Origin of the sequence: Kineococcus sp. NBC_00420 (genome assembly GCF_036021035.1) — a bacterium.
In the GTDB taxonomy this organism is placed as follows: Bacteria; Actinomycetota; Actinomycetes; order Actinomycetales; family Kineococcaceae; genus Kineococcus.
Genome location: NZ_CP107930.1, coordinates 3,749,615 through 3,768,053, shown reverse-complemented (window position 1 = coordinate 3,768,053; position 18,439 = coordinate 3,749,615). Strand labels below are relative to the sequence as shown.

Annotated in this window: 19 protein-coding genes; 11 read left to right on the top strand and 8 right to left on the bottom strand. The window is 73.3% G+C overall.

Features of this window, described 5'->3' with window-relative positions:
- Positions 1 to 22 precede the first annotated feature (22 nt).
- The 3 genes from OG218_RS18635 to OG218_RS18625 are packed head-to-tail and all read right to left on the bottom strand — an operon-like array spanning position 23 to position 2,048.
- On the bottom strand, positions 23 to 862 hold the full coding sequence (locus OG218_RS18635) for an NUDIX hydrolase (protein ID WP_328294713.1): 840 nt from the start codon (positions 860 to 862) through the stop codon (positions 23 to 25).
- Positions 859 to 1,251 (bottom strand): DUF3817 domain-containing protein, encoded by a 393-nt coding sequence (locus OG218_RS18630; protein ID WP_328294712.1) that lies wholly within the window; start codon positions 1,249 to 1,251, stop codon positions 859 to 861. The genes OG218_RS18635 and OG218_RS18630 overlap by 4 nt, the downstream gene beginning before the upstream one ends.
- Positions 1,248 to 2,048 (bottom strand): SURF1 family protein, encoded by an 801-nt coding sequence (locus OG218_RS18625; protein ID WP_328294711.1) that lies wholly within the window; start codon positions 2,046 to 2,048, stop codon positions 1,248 to 1,250. Before OG218_RS18625 ends, OG218_RS18630 begins: the two co-directional genes overlap by 4 nt.
- 310 nt (positions 2,049 to 2,358) lie before the next feature.
- Here OG218_RS18625 and OG218_RS18620 point away from each other — a divergent pair, with 310 nt between their 5' ends.
- From OG218_RS18620 to OG218_RS18605, 4 genes are all read left to right on the top strand, one after another.
- A complete protein-coding gene (locus OG218_RS18620) occupies positions 2,359 to 3,714 on the top strand; it encodes an aminotransferase-like domain-containing protein (protein WP_328294710.1) in 1,356 nt (451 codons plus the stop codon).
- Positions 3,715 to 3,768: 54 nt separating this feature from the next.
- Positions 3,769 to 3,996, top strand: coding sequence for a helix-turn-helix transcriptional regulator (locus tag OG218_RS18615; RefSeq protein ID WP_328294709.1), 228 nt, complete (start codon positions 3,769 to 3,771; stop codon positions 3,994 to 3,996).
- Positions 3,993 to 4,496 carry a hypothetical protein gene (locus OG218_RS18610; RefSeq protein WP_328294708.1) on the top strand — a complete coding sequence of 168 codons (504 nt, stop codon included), beginning with the start codon at positions 3,993 to 3,995 and terminating at the stop codon, positions 4,494 to 4,496. Before OG218_RS18615 ends, OG218_RS18610 begins: the two co-directional genes overlap by 4 nt.
- Before the next feature lie 80 nt (positions 4,497 to 4,576).
- Positions 4,577 to 4,996, top strand: a complete 420-nt coding sequence (locus OG218_RS18605) for a GNAT family N-acetyltransferase (RefSeq protein ID WP_442906527.1) — start codon at positions 4,577 to 4,579, stop codon at positions 4,994 to 4,996.
- Here the strand turns inward: OG218_RS18605 and OG218_RS18600 are convergent.
- Positions 4,942 to 5,724, bottom strand: coding sequence for a hypothetical protein (locus OG218_RS18600; RefSeq protein ID WP_328294706.1), 783 nt, complete (start codon positions 5,722 to 5,724; stop codon positions 4,942 to 4,944). The two genes, OG218_RS18605 and OG218_RS18600, sit on opposite strands and share 55 nt — an antisense overlap.
- An 82-nt stretch (positions 5,725 to 5,806) precedes the next feature.
- Between OG218_RS18600 and OG218_RS18595 the strand changes: the two genes are divergently transcribed.
- Positions 5,807 to 7,417 carry a methyl-accepting chemotaxis protein gene (locus OG218_RS18595; protein WP_328294705.1) on the top strand — a complete coding sequence of 537 codons (1,611 nt, stop codon included), beginning with the start codon at positions 5,807 to 5,809 and terminating at the stop codon, positions 7,415 to 7,417.
- On the opposite strand, the gene OG218_RS18590 is transcribed toward OG218_RS18595, so the two are convergent.
- Positions 7,414 to 7,902: a MarR family winged helix-turn-helix transcriptional regulator gene (locus tag OG218_RS18590; RefSeq protein WP_328294704.1), complete on the bottom strand. Its 489-nt coding sequence runs from the start codon at positions 7,900 to 7,902 to the stop codon at positions 7,414 to 7,416. The two genes, OG218_RS18595 and OG218_RS18590, sit on opposite strands and share 4 nt — an antisense overlap.
- A 61-nt stretch (positions 7,903 to 7,963) precedes the next feature.
- On the opposite strand from OG218_RS18590, the gene OG218_RS18585 reads away from it, so the two are divergent.
- From OG218_RS18585 to OG218_RS18575, 3 genes are all read left to right on the top strand, one after another.
- Positions 7,964 to 8,503 (top strand): phenolic acid decarboxylase, encoded by a 540-nt coding sequence (locus tag OG218_RS18585; protein WP_328294703.1) that lies wholly within the window; start codon positions 7,964 to 7,966, stop codon positions 8,501 to 8,503.
- Position 8,504: 1 nt separating this feature from the next.
- Positions 8,505 to 9,299, top strand: a complete 795-nt coding sequence (locus OG218_RS18580) for an alpha/beta fold hydrolase (protein ID WP_328294702.1) — start codon at positions 8,505 to 8,507, stop codon at positions 9,297 to 9,299.
- 96 nt (positions 9,300 to 9,395) lie between these two features.
- On the top strand, positions 9,396 to 9,572 hold the full coding sequence (locus OG218_RS18575) for a CsbD family protein (RefSeq protein ID WP_328294701.1): 177 nt from the start codon (positions 9,396 to 9,398) through the stop codon (positions 9,570 to 9,572).
- 69 nt (positions 9,573 to 9,641) lie between these two features.
- On the opposite strand, the gene guaA is transcribed toward OG218_RS18575, so the two are convergent.
- Positions 9,642 to 11,237: a glutamine-hydrolyzing GMP synthase gene (gene guaA / locus OG218_RS18570; RefSeq protein ID WP_380162230.1), complete on the bottom strand. Its 1,596-nt coding sequence runs from the start codon at positions 11,235 to 11,237 to the stop codon at positions 9,642 to 9,644.
- Positions 11,238 to 11,386: 149 nt separating this feature from the next.
- Here guaA and OG218_RS18565 point away from each other — a divergent pair, with 149 nt between their 5' ends.
- The 3 genes from OG218_RS18565 to OG218_RS18555 all read left to right on the top strand — a co-directional run bounded on the left by OG218_RS18565 (position 11,387) and on the right by OG218_RS18555 (position 16,187).
- Positions 11,387 to 13,129 carry an ABC transporter ATP-binding protein gene (locus OG218_RS18565; RefSeq protein WP_328294699.1) on the top strand — a complete coding sequence of 581 codons (1,743 nt, stop codon included), beginning with the start codon at positions 11,387 to 11,389 and terminating at the stop codon, positions 13,127 to 13,129.
- On the top strand, positions 13,126 to 14,910 hold the full coding sequence (locus OG218_RS18560) for an ABC transporter ATP-binding protein (protein ID WP_328294698.1): 1,785 nt from the start codon (positions 13,126 to 13,128) through the stop codon (positions 14,908 to 14,910). Before OG218_RS18565 ends, OG218_RS18560 begins: the two co-directional genes overlap by 4 nt.
- A gap of 89 nt (positions 14,911 to 14,999) precedes the next feature.
- Positions 15,000 to 16,187: an MFS transporter gene (locus OG218_RS18555; protein WP_328294697.1), complete on the top strand. Its 1,188-nt coding sequence runs from the start codon at positions 15,000 to 15,002 to the stop codon at positions 16,185 to 16,187.
- Positions 16,188 to 16,270: 83 nt separating this feature from the next.
- On the opposite strand, the gene OG218_RS18550 is transcribed toward OG218_RS18555, so the two are convergent.
- Positions 16,271 to 17,230 (bottom strand): oxidoreductase, encoded by a 960-nt coding sequence (locus OG218_RS18550; protein ID WP_328294696.1) that lies wholly within the window; start codon positions 17,228 to 17,230, stop codon positions 16,271 to 16,273.
- A 29-nt stretch (positions 17,231 to 17,259) separates the two neighbouring features.
- Complete coding sequence (locus OG218_RS18545; protein ID WP_328294695.1) at positions 17,260 to 18,381, bottom strand: GuaB3 family IMP dehydrogenase-related protein; 1,122 nt, start codon at positions 18,379 to 18,381, stop codon at positions 17,260 to 17,262.
- Between the last annotated feature and the right edge of the window lie 58 nt (positions 18,382 to 18,439).

Sequence of the window (18,439 nt, the reverse complement as noted above, 5' to 3'; positions counted from 1 at the left end):
TGGGTCACTCCACACGTGAACATCAGGTTTCGGCGGGCGGTGCCCCCGGCGAGTTCTCACTGAGAGCGATCGCGAGCCCACGTTGCGCAACTCCAACGAGGCCGACGCCTTCCGCCTCGGACAACGGGATCCACTGCGCGAGATCGGTGCTGCCGCCGACGTCGAGGACCTGCGGAACCTTCACCTCGACCGGCGCGGCCGTCACCAGGATGCGCACGGCGTGGAAGTCCTCCAGGACCCCCCGCGGCGAGCGCCCGGTGAAGTGCTCGGCACCGATCTCGGCCAGACCGGTCACGACGACGTCCATGCCGGTCTCCTCGTGCACCTCGCGGACCACGGCGGCGATGGGGTGTTCGCCGTGGTCGACACCGCCTCCCGGCAAGGTCCAGCGCCCCGGGCTCGGGGTGGTGGTGCTGAGCCGGGTCAGCAGCAGGGACCCGTCCGCGACGACGACGGCGTAGCAGGCGAGGCGTTGCCGGACGACGGGGACGTCGGGGTCCTCCGCGGGTGCCGTGCGCCGCAGTTCCGCCTCCTCGAGCGCCACGAGGGCGTCGGCGACGAGCGGCCACTCCGCCCCGACCGGCCGCCACTCCCCCGCCGGGGGTTCGGCGACCGAGACGGCCAGGACCAGGTGCACGGTGTGCAGGTCGACGTCGCCCTGGGTGCGGCGACCGTCGTGGACGGCCAGGAGTCCCCCGACCTGGGCGTGTTCCCCCAGGACGCGCCGCAGCGCCGCGGTCGGGGTCTCGCCGTGGGCGAGGACCGTCCAGGGCAGCGAACCGTCGAGGGTCAGCAGCCGGTCGTCCGCGCCGCCCTCCTCGACGACCGCGGCGTGGACCGCGACGCGTTGCAGCGCCCTCACGCGGTGGCGCGCGGCGCCTGGCGGGCGTCGAGGTGGGTCCGCGCGAACCGGGCGTTCTTGCGCTCGGCGTAGAAGGACAGGAACGGGATCGTCCCGGCCAGGGCGGTCAGGACCATCCGCTGCCAGGACCACCGGAGCCGGTTGCCGAGGTCGAAGGTCGTGATGAGCAGGACGACGTAGAGCCAGCCGTGGGCGACACCGACGACCTCGACCACGCGGTCCCCGCCCCCGAAGGCACCGAAGTACTTCTGCGGCATGCCGACCAGCACCAGGACGACCAGACCGATGCCGGTCAGCCAGGCCATGACGCGGTAGCGCGTCAGCGCGGACCGGACCTTGGGGACCGAACGCAGACCTCGCGCACCTCGCGCACCTCGTTCAGCACTCACCGGGCACCACTCATGTCTCGTCCTCCGTGACCGTCGACGTGCTCGTCCGAGCTCGCGTCGCCGTCATCCTCTCCTGCGGCGGCGTGCTCGTCGCGCACGACCCGCACCCAGATCACGATCGCGAACAACCCGAACACCCACCACTGCGCGGCGTAGGCGAGGTTTCGCCAGTCCAGGCGGTGCGAGGCCTGCCCGGGATCGGCGGGCGGGACGGCGCTCAACCCGGCGGCCGGCGCGGCGTCGGTGACGTAGGCGTTGGCGACGCCGTAGTCCACGCGGTTGATCAGGTCCGCGGCGCTGACGATCCACGTCTGCCCCTCGGGCAGGACGGCGGTCGAGGGTGCGAGGTCGGAACTCTCGGGGGGTTGCAGCGTCCCGGTCAGGTCGACGACGCCGGTCGGCAGGGGCGGCGCGGCCTGCCCCTGCGGGACCCAGCCCCGCACGACGGGGACCCCGGACCCGTCCGCCAGCACGACGACGCCGAGGACCCAGGACCCGACGGTCCCCCCGAGCTCACGCCCGGGGACCAGCAGGTCCAGGGCCGGGTCGAAGGTGCCGTGGACCTCGACGCGGCGGCCGACCTCGTCACCGGAGAGCACGGCCGCGGCACCCGAGGCCCCGGCGTCGACGACCGTCGAGATCGGGACGACCGGCTGGGCCGCAGGGGGTTCGGTGACGACCACGTTCCCGCGGTGCCACTGCCAGACCCCGAGGCCGCTGCAGACGACCACGACGAGCAGGGCCACCAGGCCGAGTCCGGCGAGCCGGCCGTTGAGGCCGCGACGGGGATCTGACACCCCCCCAGGCTACGTGGCGGACCTGGGAAGTCCCTCAGCTCGTCCGCTCGAACTGGTCCCGATGGACCTCCTCGGCGATAGCGGAATCCCAGAGGCGTTGGTAGCGCTTTCCCCGACGGGGACGGTCAGGCTGCGTACCGGATCCGTCGAAGCGGGTGTCCGCACCGAGGAACGGAGCGGTCAGCGCGAGAGCGAGGAGCACGCAGAGAACGATCAGGACGCCCATCAGGATCACCACTCGCCCTGTGAACCGCTACCGGACTGGCTGACGAAAGCGCTATTCTCTCTTCTCATGGACCACGGTAGCAGTGTGCAGCGCGTCACCGCCAGCCTGCGGGACCTCGCGGCGACCCTGCCCGCGGGCACGAAACTGCCCAGCAGTCGCCGGCTGGTGAGCGACCTCGGCGTCGGGCCGGTCACCGTCCAGCGGGCGATCGACGTGCTCGTCGCGGACGGGACCGTCGCCACCCGGCCGGGCGCGGGCACCTTCGTCGCACGCGCGAGCCGGACCCAGACCGTCGACACGGACTGGCAGCGGGTGGCCCTCGGCGCCTCCCCCGTCCGGACCGAGGGGGTGCTCGCCTCGCTGGCGATCCCCTCCCAGGACGTCCTGGACATGTCCCGCGGCTACCTCGACCTGTCGCTGCAACCGTCGTCCAGGTTGTCGGCGGCCATGGCCCGCGCAGCCCGGCGGCCGGAGGCGTGGACGACCCCACCGCTGCAGGGCATGCCGGAACTGCGGACCTGGTTCGCCCAGCAGCTCGGCGCCGACCGCGACGACGTCCTCGTCAGCCCCGGCGGCCAGGGCGCGCTCTCGACGGTGCTGCGTTCGATCGTGCCGGCCGGCAGTCCCGTCCTCGTCGCCGTCCCGAGCTACCCGGGGGCGATCGCGTTGCTGCGCAGCGCCGGTCTCGTCCCGATCCCCGTCCCCACGGACACCGACGGCGTCCGCCCCGAACTGCTGGAACGTGCCTTCGAGCAGACCGGCTCCCGGGTGCTGTACCTGCAGCCCACCTACGCCAACCCGGACGGCCACGTCCTGGCCGCGGAACGCCGCCGCCCCGTCCTGGAGATCGCCGCCCGCGCCGGGGCGTTCATCGTCGAGGACGACTTCGCCCGGTGGCTCAGCCACGGACCGACACCGCCGCCGTCCCTGCTGCGCGACGACACCGACGGCCGGGTCATCACGGTGAACTCGCTCAGCAAGGCCGCCGGACCCAGCCTGCGGGTGGGGTGCATCGTCGCGCGAGGCCCGGTGGCGCAACGCATCACCGGCCTGGCCGTGGTGGACCACCTCATCGTGTCCCGGCCGCTGCAGGAGGCCGCGGTGGAACTCGTGACCGGGGCGGGCTGGAACGCGCACCTGCGCTCGCTGTCGGCCGCCCTCGGCGCGCGGGCCACGAAGCTCTCGACCGCCCTGTCCCGCGAACTGCCCGACTGGAGCTTCGTCCGCCCGCGCGGCGGGTTCTCCACCTGGGTGCGCCTGCCGCGCGGCACCGACGACGTCGAACTCGCCCGCCGCGCCCTGACCAGGGGTCTCGCCGTCGGGCCGGGACGCCACTTCGTCGTGGCCGAGGAGGACGCCGCCTACCTCCGTCTCTGCTTCGCCGCGATCCCCGAGCAGCACATCGACGCCGCGGTGCGGATCCTCGCCGACTCGCTCTGAGGTCCGTGTCCGGTTCCCTTGACATCGTGTCAGGTCTACTTGACACTCGTGGTCATGGGCAGGACATCGGCACAGGGCCGAGGGAACCGCGTCCGGGCGGCGAGGACGGTCCGCGGACTGACGCAGGCGGAACTCGCGACGGCGGCCGACGTGACGCGGCAGACGGTGGTCGCGATCGAGGCGGGGAACTACGCCCCGTCGGTCTACCTGGCCCTCGACATCGCACGGCACCTGGGACGGAGCGTCGAAGAACTCTTCGACGCGGAGGAGGCGACGACGTGAACCACCAGAACCACCAGAACCACGAGCACGACGAGAAGGATCCGCGCGAGAGCGTGTTCGTCCGGCTGGCCGCCGGTGTCGGGGACCTCGGGAACCCGTTCTACCGCGAGGAACCTCAACGGGACGTGTGGAACGAGGCCTCGGCCGTCGGGATGCAGTTGACGTTGTGGGCCGGGATGGCCGCCGCCACCGTCATGGTGTGGCTCGGTGGGGCGCAGGGTTTCCCTTACGCCCTCACCCTGATGCTGCTGCTCGGCGCGATCAGCTGGGTGGTCCTCCTCTACGCCGCACGGTTGGGGGTGCACGCCGGCAGCGGAACCCGGATCGCGCGGTGGCGCGTGGTCCCGTACCTGGTGCTGCTGCTCGCGTTCTTCGCGGGAGTCCTCCACTCGGGCGTCGTGAGCGGGAGCACGGGCTGGGGCGCGACGTTCGGTGTCCTCGTCGGTGTTCTCGCGGGTGTGCTCGGACTGCGCCGCTCCCGCCGGACGGCGCAGGCGTGAACCTCGCGACCTTCGAGACCCCCACGGGTCCGGTCGAACTGCGCCACGCGCGGGCGGGCGACGTCCTGGGGATCGTGGCGATGCTGCACGACGACCAGATCGCCGCGGACCGCGACTCGGTGCGCGAGACCGGGGACGAGGCCGAGGACGAGGCGGTCTACCTGGCCGCGTTCGCGCGGATCGAGGCCGACCCGTCCTCGGAACTGTTCGTCCTGACCGACGCCGACGGCACGCTCGTCGGGACGCTGCAGTTCAACGTCCTGCCGGGGTTGTCCCGGCGCGGCTCGGATCGCGCGCAGCTCGAGGCGGTGCGCATCGATTCTGCGCGGCGGGGCGGTGGCCTCGGGTCGCAGTTCATCGGCTGGGCGCTCGAGGAGGCCCGCCGACGCGGGTGCGGGCACGTCCAGCTGACCAGCGACGCGCGCCGCGTCGACGCCCGCCGGTTCTACGAACGGCTGGGTTTCGTCGCGTCGCACGTCGGGATGAAGCGCGAGCTCTGACTGGCCGAGGACCGGCTCGTGACGGGGTCCACGACCCGACGGACCAGGGGGCACAACGTCTGGCCGTGGGTGGCGAACAACTCGTCGCGGGAGTCGAACCGGCCGAGGTCGGCGACGACCCGGTCGGCCAACCCGGCGGCCTCGTCGTGGCCGTCGCGCGCGCAGCCCCCGGTGCAGTCCTCCAGCGAGACGGCACCGCGGGCGAGGGCCTCGAAGAGCGTCTCGCCGTCCCGGTTCGTGAAGGCCGCAATCCCGGCGCCCGGGGGTGCGAAGAGGTGCGAGGCCGGCACCCAGGAACCCTCCACCCGGAACTCCGGCCAGGCCAGGACGACGACGTCCGGCACGAACCGGTGCAGGCGCGGGAACCTCGGGTACCAGAACCGCCCGTCGACGAGCAGCCCGCGGCACCGGGTCACGACGTCGAGGGAGCGTGCCGTCGCCTCGAGCACGGCCATCCGCTGGCTGCACGATCCCCTGCCCCTGCGCAGGGTCACCGACGCGGGCTGCAGTTCGTCGAGGGCGTAGACCGGGCGGACGGCCACCGAGACCAGAGCGTGGGCCGAGCGCAGGCGCTCCCGCTCGTCCCCGCCACGGGTCCGCGCCGCGAGGTTCCGCACCGCCTCGGCGGAGTGGTCGAGGACGGCGGTGGGCTCACGACTCCCCGTCGCCTCCCGGGCGGGGTCCGGGTCCCGGGGCAGCCACCACGGGGTGGTCAGGCGCGTCGTCACGGTCTCAGCATGCCCCGCCCGGTCCCGCTCAAGGTCACCCGTTCGGCCGCCGATGCGGAGGGTTCACCCCCAGGAGGAACCCGTGCCCGCTCAGAACCCCGGAACCCGACGACTGCTCGCCGACCGGTCGATGACGACCAAGATCGCCGCCGCCGTCCTGGCCGCGTCGACCGTGGCCGTCGGGGTCGGCGCCGTGGGTCTGGTCGGCATGCAGCGCGCCGAGGACGAGGTCGCGAAGATCAGCGACCAGCACGTGGCGGGGATGGCGGACATCTCCACCGCGCGCGGCGCGATCGCCGCCCAGTACCGCGCGGAGTTCCTGGCCCTCATCCCCGGCGCCGACGTCCCGGCCTCCGTCCAGTCGGCCCACGAGGCGGACGCGGCGCTCACGAAGGCCCTCGACAGCTACGAGGCCCGCGGCTCCGTCGGCGCGTCGTCGAAGGCGGTCGCGGAACTGCGCACCTCCTACGGCGAGTACGCCACGTTGCGCGACGTCCTGGTGCTGCAGCAAGCGCCGCCCAGCGGTTTCCAGATGCCCGCGGGTGATCAGATCGGGGCCCGCTTCGGCGGGGCCGAGAACGGCTTCAACGCCGCCATCGCCACCCTGCAGGCGGACGAGACCCGCCAGGCCGCGGCCGGTCGGGCCGCCGCCGAACAGGCCGTCAGCCGGGCCAGGACGATCGTCCTCGCGGTGCTGGTCGGCGGGCTGCTGCTCTCCGGGGCCATCGGCCTGGCCGTCGTGCGGCTGATCCGCCGCCAGCTCGACAGCGTCGCGACCGCCCTCGACGCCGTCGCCGAGGGCGATCTCACCGTCGCCGCCGAGGTCCACTCCGCCGACGAGCTCGGGGCGATGGCCGGGGCGGTCAACCGCGCCCGCGACGGCATCCGTTCCGTGGTCTCCCGGATGGCCTCCTCGGCGGCCGACCTGGCCGGGTCCTCGCAGCAGCTGACGTCCGTGGCCGGCGAGCTGTCCCACGGGGCGCAGGAGTCCGCCGCGCAGGCCCAGGTCGTCTCCGCCGCCACCGGGGAGATCTCCGCCAACATCGCCACGGTGGCCGCCGCCGGGGAGGAGATGACGTCCGCGATCCGGGAGATCTCCAGCGCCACCGCCGAGGCGTCCTCCACCGCGAGCACCGCCGTGGCCTCCGCCGACGAGGCCAACGCGACCATCCAGCGCCTCGGCACCTCCAGCCGGGAGATCGGTGACGTCGTCAAGCTCATCACCTCGATCGCCGAGCAGACGAACCTCCTCGCCCTGAACGCGACCATCGAGGCCGCCCGGGCCGGTGAGATGGGCAAGGGTTTCGCCGTGGTCGCCGGCGAGGTCAAGGAACTCGCGCAGCAGACGGCGCGGGCGACGGAGGAGATCGTGTCCCGGGTGGGTGCGACGCAGACCGACGCGGAGGCGGCGTCGGTCGTCATCGGGCAGATCGCCGAGGTCATCGCCCGCATCGACGGCCTGCAGGCGACCATCGCCGCCGCCGTGGAGGAGCAGTCCGCGACCACGTCGGAGATGGTCCGCAACGTCAACGAGGTCGCGACCGGGTCGCAGGAGATCTCCACGAACATCTCCGGCATCGCCGCGGCCGCGTCGCGCACCACCGACAGCGCGGGGGCCACGGCGACGGCGGCGGCGGAGGTCTCCCGGGCGGCCGGGGACCTCACCGCGCTCGTCGTGACCTTCCGGGTCTAACCGGCGACCGGCGGCGAGGTCACTCCCTCGTCGCTCTCGTCCTCGTCCTGGAGGGCCGCCAGCAGCCGTCCCAGCACGGCGACGACCCCGGGCAGTGCCGCCTGGTCCTGCGGGCTCAGACGGTTCGCCGCAGTGGCCAGGGTCGTCGCGCTCGCCCGGTCGTAACGGGCCAGCAGCGACCGCGCGGAACCCGTCGCGCTGACGTTGACCACCCGCAGGTCACCGCCGGCGGAGGACCGCTCGGTGAGACCGGCGACCCCCGTGACGCGCAGCAGGTTGCTGATCGTGGACCGCGCCAGGTGCAGGGTCTCGGCCAACTGGCTCGGGGTCAGCGGGCCACGGTCGGTCAGGACGCGCAGCAGCTCGACCTGGGCCTCGGGGAGGTCCGGCAGGTCGGCCAGCTCGCGGCTGCGCCGCAACACCCTGCGGCGCAACGGTCCCAGCAGGACCGAGAGACCGGCCGCGGTGGAGGTGTCGTCGCGCACGCCCTCATCCTGCCCCGGCGGTCCGCTTGACCCCAACTGCTTTTGCACGCAAAATCATCGCGTGACGACTCACCGCGCGCCGACGCCCACGCCCAGCGACCCCACACCCCCGCAGGACCTCGACGGACTGGTCGGGCACCGGTTCGTCTACACCTACGCCAACGGCTGGCAGTACGAGATGTACGTCAAGAACGAACGCACCATCGACTACCGCATCCACTCCGGGATGGTCGGCGGGCGGTGGGTCAAGGACCAGGAGGTCGACCTCGTCCAGCTCGACGAGGACAGCTTCAAGCTCTCCTGGAACGAACCGACCGGGACGTCGGTCGTGGTCAACGTCATGCCGGGACGGCGCCGCCTGCACGGCACCATCTTCTTCCCCCGCTGGGTGGAGGAGGACGGGTCCAGGACCGTGCTGTTCCAGAACGACCACCTGCCCCTGATGCGGCGCTACCGCGACGCCGGGCCCACCTACCCGATCCTCGTCGTCCCCGAGTTCGCCCGGATCACGTTCTTCGAGCACGTCGGCACCGACGACGACACCGTCGTCTCCGTCGCCCCCGGCGACCTGCCCGCCGACTTCACCGCGCAGGAGAACTGAGGTGGCCCCGACCGGGCACACCCGGCGGATCACCACCGGCGACGGGCTCACGCTCGCCGTCCACGGCTGGGACGGTTCCGGCGCCGGGGCGCAGGCCCACCCGGTCCTGCTGCACCACGGCTTCAGTTCCAGCACGTCCGTGGAGTGGCCGCGCTCCGGGGTCCTGGACGCCCTGCTCGCCACCGGGCGCCGGGTCGTCGCGGTGGACGCCCGCGGTCACGGGGCGTCGGACAAGCCCCACGACGCGGCACGCTACGGCGAGGCCCGGATGGCCGCCGACGTGATCGACGTCCTCGACGCCCTGGACCTGGCGCAGGTCGACCTGGTCGGGTACTCGATGGGGTCGGTCGTCTCGCTGCTGGTGGCCTCGACCCACCCGGACCGCGTCCACCGCCTCGCCGTGGGCGGCGTCGGCGCCGGGATCGTCGAGGTGGGCGGCGTGGACACCCGCGCCCTCTCCTCCGCCCGCCTCGCCGAGGCGCTGCGCTCACCCGACCCCGCCACGATCACCGACCCGATGGTCCGGGGGTTCCGCGAGTTCGCCGAGCAGACCGGCAACGACCTGCCGGCCCTGGCCGCCCAGGCCGACGCCGTGCACGCCTCCCCCCTCGCGCTGGACCGGATCACCGCGCCCACGCTCGTGGTGGCCGGCGACGCCGACCCCCTCGCGCAGCGCCCGGAGGTCCTCGTCGCCGCCGTCCCGGGAGCCCGGCTCCAGCTGGTCCGGGGTGACCACGGCGCAGCCCTCACCGACCCCCGGTTCGCCGCTGCGATCGCCGGGTTCCTGACCCCGTGACGGCCGGCTGACGGTTTCAACGGGCAGGAAGGCGCCGGGCTTCCTACCGTTCGGGGTACCGGGACCACCGGTGACCATCGTGGAGAAGGAGCGGACATGTCCATCGCGGACAAGGCCAAGAACGTCGTGCAGCAGACCGTCGGCAAGGCCGAGGAAGCCGTCGGGAAGAAGACCGACGACGCGGAGCTGACGGCGCAGGGCCACAAGGACCAGGGGATGGGCGCTGCGCGTCAGAACGTCGAGAAGACCAAGGACGCCCTCGACGAGAAGTGACGTTCGAGAACGGCAGGGGCTGACTCCTCCCGGGGTCAGCCCCTCCTCACGTCCGGGACCGCAGGAGGCTCACTCCCACTCGATGGTGCCCGGCGGCTTGCTCGTGACGTCGAGCACCACGCGGTTCACCTCGGGCACCTCGTTGGTGATCCGGGTCGAGATCTTCGCGAGCACGTCGTAGGGCAGCCGCGTCCAGTCCGCCGTCATGGCGTCCTCCGAGGACACCGGACGCAGCACGATCGGGTGGCCGTAGGTCCGCCCGTCGCCCTGGACCCCGACCGAGCGGACGTCGGCGAGGAGCACGACGGGGCACTGCCAGATGTCGCGGTCCAGACCGGCCGCGGTGAGTTCCGCCCGGGCGATGGCGTCGGCGGACCGCAGGATCTCGAGGCGTTCCGGGGTCACCGCCCCGACGATGCGGATCGCGAGTCCTGGACCGGGGAACGGCTGGCGGTAGACCATCGCCTCGGGCAGACCGAGCTGCACGCCGACCGCGCGCACCTCGTCCTTGAACAGCGCCCGCAGCGGTTCGACGAGTTCGAAGGCGAGGTCGTCCGGCAGCCCGCCGACGTTGTGGTGGCTCTTGATCGTCGCCGCGCCGGTGCCGCCACCGGACTCGACGACGTCGGGGTACAGGGTGCCCTGCACGAGGAACTTGACCTCGCCCCCGGCCGCACCTTCAGCCTCGACGACGTCGCGGGCGGCCTGCTCGAAGACGCGGATGAACTCGCGGCCGATGATCTTCCGCTTCTGCTCGGGATCGCTGACCCCGTCCAGCGCCTCCGCGAAGCGCTGGACCGCGTCGACGACGTGCAGCTTCACCCCGGTGGAGGCGACGAAGTCCTTCTCGACCTGCTCCGACTCCCCCGCGCGCAGCAGGCCGTGGTCGACGAAGACGCAGGTCAGCTGGTCGCCCACGGCGCGCTGCACCAGGGCCCCGGCGACCGCGGAGTCGACGCCACCGGAGAGGGCGCAGATGACCTTGCCGTCACCGATCTGCGCGCGGATCCGCGCGACCTGCTCCTCGATGACGTTGCCGGTCGTCCAGTCCGGGTCGATGCGGGCACCGCCCCGCAGGAAGTTCACCAGGACGTCCTGGCCGTGCGTGGAGTGCTTGACCTCCGGGTGCCACTGCACGCCGTAGAGGCGACGCTCGTCGTCCTCGAAGGCCGCGACCGGGGTACCGGCCGAGGACGCGGTCACCCGGAAACCCTCGGGTGCGCGGGACACGCTGTCCCCGTGGGACATCCACACCGACTGCTCGGTCGGCTGGTCGTGCAGCAACGTCGAGTCGGCGGCGTCGCTCAGGTTGGCGACGGTGCCGCCGTACTCGCGCTGACCGGTCTGGGCGACCTCGCCGCCCAACGCCTTGGCCATCGCCTGGAAGCCGTAGCAGATCCCCAGGACGGGGACCCCGGCCTCGAAGAGGGAGGCGTCGACCTGCGGGGCGCCCTCGGCGTACACGCTGGACGGGCCGCCGGAGAGGATCACCGCCGCGGGGTTCTTCGCGAGGATCTCGGCCACCGGCATGGAACTGGGGACGATCTCGGAGTAGGTGTCCGCCTCACGGACCCGGCGCGCGATGAGCTGCGCGTACTGGGCTCCGTAGTCGACGACGAGCACGGGGCGGTGCGCACGTTCCGCACCCACCTCGGCGAGTTCGATCTCAGGCTGGTCCTGGGGCTGGCTCTCGGGCGCATCCGGCGTCACGACCCAAGGGTAGCCGCGTGCGGGACCCCGCTCCTCCCCCGCGATCGTGGACGCCGGTTTAACGTGTGGGCACGGGTGCGGGAATGCGATTACCGTCGTTGCTCGTGCGCTCCCTCCCGCTGAGCGATCCCGGAACCCCCGACGTCACCTCCCCCCTGCGCTTCCTGCTGCACACCGCGGCGCTGCAGTGGGCTCCGATGGTGATCGGCTCGGGCGTCGGGACCGTGTGGCTCCTCTCCCAGGCCGTCCTCCCCGCCGCCATCGGCAAGGCGATCGACGAGGGCGTGGTCGCCGGTGACCCCACCGCGCTCACCCGGTGGGCGCTGGTCGTCCTGGGCCTCGCCGTCGTCACCGCGACGGCCGCGATCGTGCGCCACCGCTACGGCGTGACGAACTGGCTGACCGCCTGCTTCCGCACGCTGCAGCAGGTCGGGCGGCACACCGCGCACGCGGGGACGGCCGTCACGGAGAAGCTCCCCCAGGGCGAGGTGCTCGCCTCCATCGCCTCCGACGGGCCCCGCCTCGCCGACGCCTTCGACGTCACCCAGCGCGCCGTCGCCTCGCTCGCGGCCGTCGCCGTCGTCGCCGTCCTGGTGCTGCGCACCTCGGTGCCCCTCGGCCTCGTCGTCCTCGTCGGGGTGCCCGTCATCATGGCGTTCCTGCTCCTCCTCCTGCGGCCGCTGCAGGACCGGCAACGACTGCACCGCAAGCTGTCCGGTGAACTGACGTCGATCGGCACCGACACCGTGCGGGGTCTGCGGATCCTGCGCGGGATCGGTGGCGAGGAGGTCTTCCTCGGCCGCTACCGGGCCAAGAGCCAGCAGGTCCGCGCGGCGGGCGTGCGCGTCGCGACCTGGGAGTCGGCGCTGGAGGCGCTGCAGATCCTCGTGCCCGGCCTCCTCGTCGCCGCGCTCGTGTGGGCCGGGGCGCGGGCCACCGTCCGGGGCGAGATCACCCCCGGGGACCTCGTCGCCCTCTACGGCTACGCCGCGTTCCTCACCTCACCGCTGCGGATGCTGGTGGAGGCCGCGGACAAGTACGCTCGCGCGCTCGTCGCGGCCCGGCGCCTCATCACGCTGCTCGAGGTCCCGCCCGCGGTGCACGACACCGGGCACGCCGTCAGCCCCGGCGGGGACCTCGCCGATCCCGAGTCCGGGGTCGTCGCCGACGCCGGTCACCTCACCGCCGTCGTCTGCGACCCGCCGGAGGACGCCGCGGTCCTGGCCCGCCGCCTCACCCGCTTCGACGACGACACCCGTGCCACCTTCGGCGGGACGGCCCTGCTCGACATGCCCGTCACCGACGTCCGCCGGCGCGTGCTGCTGGCCGAGGACGACGCGCAGCTCTTCAGCGGGACGATCCGCGAGCAGGTCGACCCCGAGGACGTCCACGCCGACACCGAGGTGCTCGACGCCCTGCGGATCGCCGACGCCGTCGAGATCCTCGACCTCGTCGACGGCGGCCTCGCCGGAACCGTCACCGAACGCGGCCGCTCGCTGTCCGGGGGACAGCGCCAGCGCCTCGCCCTGGCCCGGGTGCTGCTGCGCGAACCGGAGGCCCTGGTCCTGGTGGAACCCACCAGTGCCGTCGACGCGCACACCGAGGCCCGGATCGCCGGCCGGTTGCGCACCGCCCGCGCCGGACGGACGACCGTCGTCGCGACGGCCAGCCCGCTCGTCCTGCCGCAGGTCGACAGCGTCTGCTGGGTGCGCGACGGCCACGTCGTCGCCCGCGGGACGCACGCCGAACTGCTCGACCGCGACGCCCGGTACCGGCGTTTCGTCACCCGCGACGCGGGTGTCCCCGTGCCGCGGGGCGCGACGTCCGACGTGGAGGGAATGGCATGAGCGAACCGACCACCGAGCCGACGACGCTGCCCGTCGCCGATCGCGCGCAGGTGCTGCGCGACGTGAAGCGCCTGATGACCCAGCACCGCGGGCCGGGCCTGCGGATGCTCGGCCTGCACGCCCTCGCCGCGCTGGCCGGCCTGGCCGGGCCGTTCCTGCTGGGCCGCCTCGTCGACGACGTCGTCACCGCCCTGGGCGCGCGGACGCCGCTGGCCGACGTCACCTCCACGATCGACACCGCCGTGGCGGTCCTCGTGGGTGCCGTCGTCGTGCAGGCCGTGCTCGCGCGGCTGGCCCGGAAGCGCTCGCTCGTCCTGGCCGAAGGGGTCTTCGCGCAGCTGCGCGAGGAGTTCCTGACCCGCGCCACGGCGCTGCCGCTGTCCGTGGTGGAACAGGCCGGCACCGGGGACCTGGTGTCGCGCACCACCAACGACGTCGACGCGTTGAGCTACACCGTCCGCTACGGCGCCCCGGCGATCCTCGTCGCGTCGGTGACGTCGGTGCTCACCGTGATCGCCGCCGTGTTCTCCGGACCGCTGGTGGCCCTGGCGATCGTCGCCGGCATCCCCGGGTTGTGGTTCGCCACCCGCTGGTACCTCAAGCGCGCCCCGCAGGGCTACGCCGCCGAACGGGCCGAGTGGGGCCGGATCTCCACCACGCTCGGCGAGAACGTCGAGAACGTCCGCACCGTCGAGGCGCTGAACCTCGCCGACCACCGCGTGCACCTCGTCGACGACGTCATCGGCGCCACCGTGCGGCGCGAGCGCTACACCCTGTCGCTGCGCACCGTGTGGTTCCCGAGCATCGAGATGTCCTACCTGCTGCCCGTCGTCGTCGCGCTGCTCTGGGGCGGCTTCCTCGTCCGGCACGACCTGCAGAGCGTCGGTCAGGTCACCACCGTCGTGCTCTACCTGCGCCAGCTCGTCGGCCCCGTCAACGAACTGCTGGCCTGGTGGGACGAGCTGCAGGTCGGGCAGGCCTCCTTCGCCCGGGTCGTCGGGCTCAGCGCCGTCGACGCCGACCGGGTCGAGAGCTCCGACCGCCCCGTCCACGACGAGATCGCCGCGGACGCGGTCGGGTTCGAGTACAGCCCCGGACGCCCTGTGCTGCACGGAGTCTCGCTGGCGCTGGAACCGGGCGAACGGCTCGCCATCGTCGGGCCCACCGGCGCCGGGAAGTCCACGCTGGGCCGCCTGCTGGCCGGGATCAACCCGCCCACCCACGGTTCGGTGCAGGTCGGCGGCGCGGAGGTCACCGGCTTGCCGCTGGACGAACTGCGCTCGCGGATCGCCCTGGTCACCCAGGAACGGCACGTGTTCGCCGCGACCCTGCGCGACAACACCGCCCTCGCCGCCCCGGGGTCCTCCGACGCCGTCGTCCGCGAGGCGCTCGCGGCGGTCGACGCCCTCGGCTGGGTCGAGGCCCTGCCCGAGGGGCTCGACACCCCCGTCGGCGAGAACGGCCTCACGTTGTCGGCCGCGCAGGCCCAGCAGGTCGCCCTCGCCCGGTTGGTGCTGGCCGACCCGCACACCCTCGTCCTCGACGAGGCGACGTCGTTGCTCGACCCCAACGCCGCCCGCCACCTCGAGCGCTCCCTCGCCGCGGTGCTCGAGGGCCGGACGACCGTCGCCATCGCCCACCGCCTGCACACCGCCCACGACGCCGACCGGATCGCGGTGGTCGAGGGCGGCCGGATCACCGAGCTCGGCACCCACCACGAACTGGTCGACGCCGGCGGTCCCTACGCCGACCTGTGGCGTTCCTGGCACGGCGAGGCCTGACCCCGCCGCGTTACGATCGGGACGTTCACTCTCAGGGCTCCGGTGCGTCAGAGGTGGGGAGGCGCACCCGCACCACTGGAGCCTGCCCTGTGACGAGCCCACCCGTCTCCCTGCGCTCGCGCTACTCGCGACTGCCCGAGATCGCCGGTCGCACCTACCTGGCCACCACCGCCCTCGGACGACTCCCCGTCGCGATGGCCCCCCTCGCGATCCTCGCGCTGGTCACCTCCACCAGCGGCTCCGTCGCCGTCGGCGGCATCGCCAGCGCCTGCTCCGCCCTCGGTGAAGCCCTCGGCGTGCCCGTCGTCGGCGCGCTCGCCGACCGGCGCGGGCAGCGGGCCGTGTTGCTGAGCGTCGTCGCCCTGCACCTCCTCGCGCTCGGCGGCCTGTTCGCCGCCCTGGCCTCCGGCGGCCCCTGGACGCCCCTGGCCGCGGCCGGCGTCGGTCTCACCCTGCCCTCCGTCAGCGGTTTCTCCCGCGCCCGCTGGCTGCGGATGACGGCCGACGGCGACGAGCGCTCCACCGCGTTCGCCTTCGAGGGCACCGTCGACGAGGCGGCGTTCATCCTCGGTCCGGCCCTCGTCGGGATCATCGGGGTGCTGATCAGCCCGACGGCCGCCCTGCTCGCCACCGCCGGGCTGAGCGCCGTCTTCGTGTCGGCCTTCGCCTGCCACCGCAGCCACCGGATCACCGCCCCCGTGCGCCGCGCAGGACGTCCCCGACCCGCGCGGGTCCCCGGCGTCGTGCTCGTCCCGGTGCTCGCGATGCTCGCGATGGGCGCCGTCTTCGGCGCGACCCAGACCGGGGTCACGGCCGCCGCGGAGGCGGTCGGCTCCCCCTCGACCGGCTCGCTGGTCTACGCCCTCTCCGCGATCGGGTCGACGGCGACGACGGTCTGCCTCGTCCTGCTGCCCAGGACCTTCGGCCTGCGCGCACGCTGGGCCGTCTGTGGGGCAGGACTGCTGCTCGGGGCGGGCCTCATGGCCCTGGCCGCGGACTCGCTCGGCGCGCTGTCCCTCGCCGTCCTCGTGATGGGCGTCTTCGTCGGGCCGACGCTGGTCACGGTCAACACCATCGCCGCCACGCTCGTCGACGCCGAACGCGGGGCGTTCCTCATGGCCCTGCTCAGTTCCGGGGTGGTGCTCGGCATCGCCACCGGCGCAGCGCTGGGCGGCGCGCTCGCCGAGGGGTTCGGCCCCGCGTGGGGGTTCACCGTCGTCGCCGCGGCCGCCGTGCTGCTGCTCGTGCTGGCCCCGCTCGCCCCGACCCGCCGCTGACCGGCGGAAACAACACTTTCCGCCCTCTCAGAGCGCATTCGAGGGCGGGAAGTGTTGTTTCCGCGGAGAAGTGGGAGGTCGCGTCAGGCGGTGAGCTCGGCGTAGTCGACGCCGGTCCACTCCACCGACCGGGCCCACAACCAGGCGGCGTCCGCGGTGTCGTAGGCCGCGGCGCTCGCCGCCACCAGCACGGGGAAACCGCGCCACTCGTTGCGCCCGTCCGGGCCGAAGTACTCGCCGCCGAGGACGTCGGGGTCGGTCGCGGCGCGCAGCAACGGCCACGCCCCCTGCGCCGGCGGCTGCCCGATCGCCCGGCCGAAGACCGAGCCCAGCGCCTCGCCGAACCGGTTGCCGCCCAGCGGGGTGTTCTTCCACAGGCTGGTGTCGGACAACCCCGGGTGCGCGGCCACCGAGACGATGCCGGCGTCGACGGCGAGCGCCCGGCGCTGCAGCTCGAACCCGAACAGCAGGTTCGAGAGCTTGGACTGCCCGTAGGCGAACCACTTCTGGTAGCTGCGTTCGCTCTGGAAGTTCTTCCGGTTCAGCCGGCCGAACTTGTGCGCGACGCTCGCGACGGAGACGACCCGGGCCCCGCCGCCCGCGAGCAGCGCGGGCAGCAGCAGGCCGGTGAAGGCGAAGTGCCCCAGGTGGTTCGTGCCCACCTGGGTCTCGAAACCGTCCACCGTCCGCCCGAACGGCGGCGCCATGACCCCGGCGTTGTTGACCAGGACGTCGATGCTGGATCGGCGGTGCAGGACGTCGCTGGCGGCCCGGCGGACGCTGGCGAGGTCGGCGACGTCGAGCGGGATGACCTCGACGGTCGGCTCCACGCCGGAGTCGCGGACCTCGGCGGTCAGCTGCGCGAGCGCCGCCCGACCGCGTTCGGCGTTGCGGCACGCCAGCAGGACGTCGGCGCCTCGGCGGGCGAACTCCGTCGCGACCTGCAGACCGAGCCCGCTGTTCGCGCCGGTGACCAGGACCGTCCGCCCCTCCTGCCGGCCGATGGCGTCGGGCGTCCAGGGGGCGGTGTCCTGCTGCGGCACAGTGGGTTCCGTTCGGTCAGGAGGTCGGTTCAGGCAGGCTGGTAGGGCGAGACGACGACCTCGATGCGCTGGAACTCCTTGAGGTCGGAGTACCCGGTCGTGGCCATCGAGCGGCGCAGCGCACCCATGAGGTTCGTCGTGCCGTCGGCGACGCGACCCGGGCCGTTGAGGATCTCGGCCAGGGGCGCGGAGGTGCCGACGTGGACGCGCTCACCGCGGGGCAGCACCGCGTGGTGGGCCTCGGGGCCCCAGTGCCAGCCGCGGCCGGGAGCCTCGGTGGCCCGGGCCAGCGACGCGCCGAGCATGACGGCGTCCGCACCGCAGGCGATGGCCTTGACGATGTCGCCGGAGGTCCCGACGCCGCCGTCGGCGATGACGTGGACGTAGCGGCCACCGGACTCGTCCATGTAGTCGCGGCGGGCGGCGGCGACGTCGGCGACGGCCGAGGCCATCGGCGCGTGGATGCCCAGCGCCTTGCGCGTGGTGTGGGCCGCTCCCCCACCGAAGCCGACGAGGACCCCGGCCGCACCGGTGCGCATGAGGTGCAGCGCCGCGGTGTACCCGGCGGCGCCGCCGACGACGACGGGGACGTCGAGCTCGTAGATGAAGCGCTTGAGGTTCAGCGGTTCGCTGCTGCCCGAGACGTGCTCGGCCGAGACCGTCGTGCCGCGGATGACGAAGAGGTCGACCCCGGCGTCGACGACGACCTTCCAGAACTCCTGCGTCCGCTGCGGGGAGAGCGCACCGGCGACGGTGACCCCGGAGGCGCGGACCTCGGCGAGCCGGCTGGTGATGAGTTCCGGCTTCACCGGTTCCGCGTAGATCTCCTGCATGCGCGGGGTCGCGACGGCGGGGTCGAGGGCGGCGATCTCGGCGAGCAGCGGTTCCGGGTCCTCGTAGCGGGTCCAGAGGCCCTCGAGGTCGAGGACGCCGAGGCCCCCGAGCTTGCCGAGGGCGACGGCCGTCGCGGGCGAGGCCACGGAGTCCATCGGCGCGCTCATCACGGGGATGTCGAAGTGGTACGCGTCGATCTGCCACGTCGTGGAGACGTCTTCGGGGTCGCGGGTACGGCGGCTGGGGACGACGGCGATGTCGTCGAAGCTGTAGGCGCGACGCCCCCGCTTACCGCGGCCGATCTCGATCTCAGACACGCGGCAAGGCTACCCGCTGGAGACCCCGCGACGATCCGTGCCGCGGGGCCCCTGCCGG